Genomic DNA, 6,582 nt, shown 5'->3' with positions numbered 1-6,582 from the left:
GCGGACGGGCTGCGCACCAGCTCCGGGGCCGCCCGCCCGGTGCCGCGCCTCGGCCTCCGGTACGGCGCTCGCGGCCCTGCGGCGGTCCCCGGTGGGCGGCCCGGCGGGCGGCGCGCCCGGGGCGGGTTCGCGGGTACCGGCGGGGGCGGGCGGTTAGGGTCGCCCCCATGAAGGCGATGGCGTTGCAGCAGTACGGCACGGAGGACTCCCTAGAGGAGGCGGAGCTGCCCGAGCCCAAGGTGGCCCCGGGCGAGGCCCTGATCGGCGTGCGGGCGGCGGGGGTCAACCCCGTCGACTGGAAGCTCGCCGCGGGCGGACTCGACCCGGTCATGGTCGCCGGGTTCCCCATGGTCCCGGGGTGGGACGTGGCCGGGGTGGTCGAGGCGGTCGGCTTCGACGTCCCCGAGTACCGGGTGGGCGACGAGGTCTTCGGCTACATCCGCAAGGACTGGGCGCAGAACGGCGCCTACGCCGAGCGGGTGTCGGCGAGCGTGCGCCTCCTCGCACCCAAACCGGAGTCGATGACCTGGGCGCAGGCGGCCGGGGCGCCCCTGGCGGGGCTCACCGCCCTCCAGGCGATCCGCCGGGTGGAGGTCCGCGAGGGGGACACGGTGCTGGTCCACGCGGCGGCGGGCGGTGTGGGCTCCATGGGCGTGCAGATCGCCCGGGCGCTGGGCGCCCGGGTCCTGGGCACCGCGAGCGAGCGCAACCACGAGTTCCTGCGCTCCCTGGGCGCGGAGCCGGTGGCCTACGGCGAGGGCCTGGTGCGACAGGTGCGCGCGCTGGCTCCCGCCGGGGTGGACGCGGTGCTGGACTTCGTCGGCGGGGGAGCGGCCGAGCAGAGCCTGCCCCTGACCGGTGGCGCGCAGCGGGTGGTGTCCGTCGCCGACGCGGAGGTGCAGAGGTTCGGCGGCCACTACGTGTGGGTGCGGCCCTCCTCCGAGGACCTCATCGAGCTGGGCGGGATGGCCGACGCCGGGGTGCTGACCGTGCACGTCGAGCACGAGCTGCCGCTGGCGGAGGCGGCCCGGGCGTGGCGGCTGAGCAAGGAGGGACGGACGCGCGGCAAGATCGTGCTGACCGTTTGATCGCCGTGTGGCCGGAAGCGGCCGGAATGAACCAAGTGTGCTCTGCGTCACATAGGCATGGATACCAGTGACCGCCGACGGGGGTCGGGCGGCGTACTCCGTCTCGCCGCGATCCCCGTCGCGGTGTTCATCGCCGGAACAGGGTGCATCGCGACCGTGGCCGCCCTCACCGCCTCACCGCTCTCGACCGTGCGGGTGACCGTGGGCCAGGAACCGGCCCCACCGGAGCAGGACCCCGACCCGCCCGACACCGCGGCGGAGGAGTCCGAGGAGCCGCGGGCACCGGCCCCCGACCCCGATGAGCCCGCCGACCCCGAGAAACCCGATGAGTCGGCCGAACCCGCACCGGATACCTCCGACCCGGACGCCTCAGCCCCCGAGGCCGCGGAACCGCGCGAGCCCGTCGCGCCGCAGTCACCCGAGAGCGGCCAGGACGCCGCCGGTTCGCACACCGCGAGCCTCCCGCCGGAGTCCTTCAACGGCGCGTACGTCTACCACCACCCGTTCGATGTGGTCGTGGAGGTCTGTTACACCGACCCCACCATCACCGACGGGATGGGCTCCCACGCCGCCGCACCCGCCGGGATGGAGTACCTCATCTACCGGCTCAACGTCACGAACCTGGGCGACGGCCCGGCCGTCTTCGACCCGGTCGACACCTACGGCATCACCACCGACGGCTCGATCTACCCCAGCGACCTCGACGCCGAGGTCACCGTGGCCTGGGACTACTTCTGGGGTCCCATCGCGCCGAACGAGACCGTCACCACGCACATCCTCTTCCTCGTCCCCACCGGGACCGAGATGGCCGAGGTCATGGTGGACGGCCTGAGTTCGCTCACTCCGAACTGAGCTCCCTCCCGGGGCGCCGCCCGACCGCCGCGCGCAGGCCCAGCAGCCACAGCACCCGGTCGTAGGCGCACAGGTGGTACACCACCAGCACCCCGGCGAACGCCAGCGCCGCCGTCACCGCCCCGGCTGCCGCCAGCGCGGCCGCGGAGCCGAACAGCACCGCCCACTCCACCAGCAGCCGCACCGGCCGGGGCACCGGCACCGGGGCGCGGCCCGACCGGGACGGGTCGTCGGGGACCGCGAACGTCCCCCACACCGTCGCCGCCAGCAGCGGCACGGCGACCGGCGCCGACCAGCGCAGGCCCGGCAGCAGGAGCCACACCGCGTAGCCCAGCGCCACCAGGGCGGTCAGCTCCAGCAGCAGCCGCACCACCAGCATCCACGGTCTCTGGGACACCACACGTCCTTTTGGGGGGCTGGAGGGCTCACGGGGGAACGGAGGGCTCTCGGGAGGGAGAACCGGGATCAGCGCGGGCGGCGGCGCAGGTCGATCTTGGCGTTGGCGCCGGTGTCCGGGTCCACCACGACCTCCTGGCCCGCGGCGATCCCCTCCACCAGCAGGTCGGCGTCGGTCGGCGCGGACCGCTTGACCACGCCCAGGGCGATCGGCCCCAGCTCGTGGTGGCGGGCCGAGGTGCCCACCCGCCCGATGGCGCGGCCGTCCAGCTCGATGGGGGAGCCCACCGCCGGCAGCCGCTCGGCGGTGCCGTCCAGGTGCAGCATGACCAGCCGCCGCGGCGGCCGCCCCAGGTTGTGCACCCGGGCCACGGTCTCCTGGCCGGGGTAGCAGCCCTTCTCCAGGTGCACCGCCCGGCCCACCCAGTCCACCTCGTGCGGGATGGTGCGCTCGTCGGTGTCCAGCCCCGGGCGCACCCGGTGGTGCTCGATCCGGTGCGCCTCGTAGGGCCACATCCCGGCCGGGCGGGTCCCGGCGGCGGTCAGTGCCTCGGCGACCTCCACCAGCCGGTCGGCGGGCAGGAACAGGTCGGTCTCGTCCTCCGCGACGCGCACCGGGACACCGTCCGGGTCGACGGCCTTCAGCGCCTCCGCCGCCTCGGGGCCCAGCAGGGTCAGCACGGCGCGCTCCCCGCTGAGGTCCGCCACCTCGACCCGCAGCATGAACCGCATCGAGTCCAGGAACTTCGCCAGCGCCGCGCCCCCGTCGGGCTCGGTGTGGATCCACGTCGTGGTGCCGTCGTCCACCAGCGACAGGTGGTGGCGCAGGTGTCCCTGCGTGTCCAGGACCAGCGCCTCGGTGCCGGTCCCGGGGGCCAGCCCCCGGGTGAGCTGGCTGGTGAGGTCGTTCAGCCAGGTGAGCCGGTCGGGGCCGGTCACCGTCACCACGCCCCGGTTGCTCCGGTCCACCCACGCGCTCGCCCGCTCGATGGCCCGGCCCTCGTGGGCCGGGTCGCCGTAGTGCGCGGCGACCCCGGAGTCGGGGGAGTCGGCGCTCACGGCGCCCGGTGTGCTCAGCAGCGGCGAAGTCATACCCCGAGACTATCCATCCGCGAGGGCGACCGAAAACAGGCCTCTGACCTGCGGTTTCTCCGACAGAAAAAACATTTGCCCCGAGGGTCCCACAGGACGTACCTTCGGTGTCACGCAGGAAAGGAGGTGGTCCAGAAGATGAAGTCTTTTAGGACTGGCGAGGTGGCCGTCCGCTAGGACGAGCTCGCGTTCGCGCGACGTTCGTTCGCAGCGAATCCCAACGGACACCCGGATCCCGGGCCGCCGGAAGTAGTCCGACCGGCCCCGCCCACACCGGCGGGAAGCGGCCCGGGGTCCGTTTCTTTTTCCCGGACCCCGCCCTCCCGGATCCCCGCCGACCCCCGGCGCTCGGCGCCGCCGGGTCCGCTACCGGTTCTCGGCGCCCTTGCCGACCTGCTTGAGCTGGGCCGACATGTACGAGCGCAGCGAGTGCCCGCGCGCCGCCAGGTCCCAGGCGTACCCCAGGGTCTCCCGGTTGTCGCCGAACAGCCCGTAGAGCCGGTGCGAGGCCGTCACGTCCAGGCCGGTCGAGGTGTGCAGCACCGCGTCCGTGGCCATCTCGACCCGGTTCGCGAACACGTTGCCCGCGTACGACTCCAGGAAGCCCTCGTTGTGCGCGATGAGCACCTCCAGGTGGACGATGGGCGCGTCCTCCCCGCGGCCGGCCATGTCCTCCTCCGACAGCGCCCGCCAGTAGCCGGACTCCTCGGTGATCAGGTCGCCCAGGGTCCCGTCCGCGTTCATCCGCCAGGCCGAGCTGCGGTAGTCGAGGTAGGGCAGGTTCGGCCGGTGTTCGAACACGATCTCCTGGCCGAACTGGAACTCCTCCTCGTCGGCGTAACCGGCGACGCCGACACCTTCCCAGCGGCCGATCAGGAAGGACAGTTTCGCCAGATCGGCGTGTACATCAGCGTGCATGACACCAGAGCGTAGCGCTCCCGGGAGGCGGGGCGGCCACCGCCATTCCGGGGTAGCCGACTGGACATGCCCAATTGGCCCCGCTTTCTCGGAGAACTGGTAAAGATGGGGGACGACGCGGTGTGTCCACGGGGCGTGTCGACCCGCCCGCGTCCCCTACCTCCAAAGCGCAAAGGGGCGGCCTGTGTTACTGGTGATCGGTTCTGTGCTGCTCGTGGTCGCGCTGGTCCTGCTCCCGCTCGCGGCCCTGGCCCTGCGCCGCTGGCGGCGCCAGCTGGGCCTGGCCCGGCTCGAACCGGCCTCCCTGGCCGCCCGGAACGGGCAGCGCGTCACGCTCACCGGGGTCGCGGCCCCCGGCCCCGCCGGGGCGGTCTCCTCCGGGCTGGCCGGTGTGGAGTGCGTCTGGCACGGCCACGAGGTGCTGCGCCACTACCTCCCCCTCCAGCAGGAGGGCGCGGTGCAGGAGCGCACCTGCGACTCCATCGCCGACTACGGCTCCGAGGACCTGTTCGGCCTGGTCGCCGAGGGTCGGCCGCTGGACGGCGAGCGGATCTTCGTCGACCCCCGCGAGGCCCCCCGCCCGCGGGGCGCCGAGCTGTGCCTGAAGCGCGTCGTGGGCCGCCCCCAGCCCGGTGTCGCCTCGCCCGCCGACGACCTGCTGCCCCGGGTGCGCGGGCGCATCTCCGGGGTGTTCCGCGGTGAGACCATCGAGTTCGAGTACCGGGAGTGGGTCATCCGGCCCGGCGCCCGGGTGCGCGTCACCGGTGAGCTGCACGCGCGGAACGGCCGCATCGTCCTGACGGCCCCGAGCGACGGCGCCCTCACCGTCGAACACGGCGTGGCCGAGCGCCCCCGGCACACCTCCCCGCGCCGCCGCGAGGCGCTGCTGGTCACGGTCGCCTTCGCGGTGACCGCCCTGTCCGGGGTACTCCTGGTCCTGCTGGGTCTGTGAGCGCCCGATAGGCTGGCCGCCATGCCCGCTTCCCTTGTGATCAAGGTCACGGCCGGTGCCGACGACCCCGAACGCTGCAACCAGGGCTTCACCGTCGCCGCCACCGCCGCGGCCTCCGGGGTGCCCGTCTCCCTCTGGCTCACCGGCGAGGCCGCCTGGTTCGCCGTCCCCGGCCGCGCCGAGGAGTTCTCCCTTCCGCACGCCGCCCCGCTGGCCGACCTGCTGGCCGTGGTCCTGGCGGCCGGGGGCGTCACCGTGTGCACCCAGTGCGCGGCCCGGCGCGACCTGACCGAGGACGACCTCCTGCCCGGGGTCCGCATCGCCGGGGCCGCCGCCTTCGTCGAGGAGATCACCGCCGACGGCGCCAGGCCCCTCGTCTACTGAGCCCGGCCCACCGCCCCTGGTATCGAGTCCCCGGACATGACGGTGCCCGCGCCCCGAAAGGGCGCGGGCACGGGAAACGGTGGGGGCTACTTCTTGCCCTGGTTGGCGACCGCCTCGATGGCGGCCTTGGCGGCCTCCGGGTCGAGGTAGGTGCCGCCGGGGACCTTCGGCTTGAACTCGTCGTCCAGGTCGTACACCAGCGGGATGCCCGTGGGGATGTTGAGCCCGGCGATCGAGTCGTCGTCGATCCCGTCCAGGTGCTTGACCAGCGCGCGCAGCGAGTTGCCGTGCGCCGTCACCAGCACGGTCTTGCCGGCGGCCAGGTCCGGCACGATCTCGTCGTACCAGTACGGCAGCGCCCGGTCGAGCACGTCCTTGAGGCACTCGGTGCGCGGCAGCAGCTCCGGCGGCAGGTCCGCGTAGCGGGCGTCCCCGGCCTGCGAGTACGGGTCGTCGTCGGCGATCGGCGGCGGCGGGGTGTCGTACGAGCGGCGCCAGATCATGAACTGCTCGTCGCCGTACTCCTCGCGCGTCTGCGCCTTGTCCTTGCCCTGGAGGGCGCCGTAGTGGCGCTCGTTGAGCCGCCAGCTGCGCCGCACCGGCAGCCAGTGCAGGTCGGCGGTCTCCAGCGCGAGGTTCGCCGTGCGGATCGCCCGCTTGAGCAGCGAGGTGTGCAGGATGTCCGGCGCCAGGCCGGCCTCCTTGAGCAGCTCGCCGCCGCGGCGCGCCTCGGCTTCGCCGGCGGCCGACAGGTTCACGTCCACCCAACCGGTGAACAGGCCCTTCGCGTTCCAGACACTCTCACCGTGTCGGAGCAGTACCAGAGTTCCCATGGGGCAAAGCCTAGTGCCTGGCGGTGAACGCCCTAGGGCCCGGGGCCGGGCGGTATCTCTTCGAACC

General features: G+C 73.4%; 8 protein-coding genes. 4 read left to right on the top strand and 4 right to left on the bottom strand.

Annotated features, from left to right (window positions below):
- Positions 1-167: 167 nt before the first annotated feature.
- Both ACJOT3_RS01075 and ACJOT3_RS01070 read left to right on the top strand, forming a co-directional pair.
- Positions 168-1,088 carry an NADP-dependent oxidoreductase gene (locus ACJOT3_RS01075; RefSeq protein WP_406967744.1) on the top strand — a complete coding sequence of 307 codons (921 nt, stop codon included), beginning with the start codon at positions 168-170 and terminating at the stop codon, positions 1,086-1,088.
- Positions 1,089-1,145: 57 nt separating this feature from the next.
- Positions 1,146-1,940, top strand: coding sequence for a DUF4352 domain-containing protein (locus ACJOT3_RS01070; RefSeq protein ID WP_406967742.1), 795 nt, complete (start codon positions 1,146-1,148; stop codon positions 1,938-1,940).
- On the opposite strand, the gene ACJOT3_RS01065 is transcribed toward ACJOT3_RS01070, so the two are convergent.
- The 3 genes from ACJOT3_RS01065 to ACJOT3_RS01055 form a co-directional block, all read right to left on the bottom strand.
- Positions 1,927-2,337, bottom strand: a complete 411-nt coding sequence (locus tag ACJOT3_RS01065; RefSeq protein ID WP_406967740.1) for a YrdB family protein — start codon at positions 2,335-2,337, stop codon at positions 1,927-1,929. The two genes, ACJOT3_RS01070 and ACJOT3_RS01065, sit on opposite strands and share 14 nt — an antisense overlap.
- Before the next feature lie 68 nt (positions 2,338-2,405).
- Positions 2,406-3,428: a CAF17-like 4Fe-4S cluster assembly/insertion protein YgfZ gene (ygfZ, locus tag ACJOT3_RS01060; RefSeq protein WP_406967738.1), complete on the bottom strand. Its 1,023-nt coding sequence runs from the start codon at positions 3,426-3,428 to the stop codon at positions 2,406-2,408.
- A 366-nt stretch (positions 3,429-3,794) separates the two neighbouring features.
- On the bottom strand, positions 3,795-4,346 hold the full coding sequence (locus ACJOT3_RS01055) for a heme-binding beta-barrel domain-containing protein (protein WP_406967736.1): 552 nt from the start codon (positions 4,344-4,346) through the stop codon (positions 3,795-3,797).
- 184 nt (positions 4,347-4,530) lie between these two features.
- Here ACJOT3_RS01055 and ACJOT3_RS01050 point away from each other — a divergent pair, with 184 nt between their 5' ends.
- Entirely contained in the window at positions 4,531-5,298 is a 768-nt protein-coding gene (locus tag ACJOT3_RS01050; protein ID WP_406967734.1) for a GIDE domain-containing protein, read from the top strand.
- 21 nt (positions 5,299-5,319) lie between these two features.
- Entirely contained in the window at positions 5,320-5,682 is a 363-nt protein-coding gene (locus ACJOT3_RS01045) for a DsrE family protein (RefSeq protein WP_406967732.1), read from the top strand.
- A gap of 86 nt (positions 5,683-5,768) precedes the next feature.
- Here the strand turns inward: ACJOT3_RS01045 and ACJOT3_RS01040 are convergent, their stop codons facing one another.
- Positions 5,769-6,515, bottom strand: a complete 747-nt coding sequence (locus ACJOT3_RS01040) for a phosphoglyceromutase (RefSeq protein WP_406967730.1) — start codon at positions 6,513-6,515, stop codon at positions 5,769-5,771.
- Positions 6,516-6,582: the final 67 nt, after the last annotated feature.

Origin of the sequence: Nocardiopsis protaetiae (assembly GCF_045446735.1) — a bacterium.
Classification (GTDB): Bacteria; Actinomycetota; Actinomycetes; order Streptosporangiales; family Streptosporangiaceae; genus Nocardiopsis; species Nocardiopsis protaetiae.
Note: the sequence above shows the minus strand (reverse complement) of the source record. Positions and strands in the feature narration are given on the sequence as shown.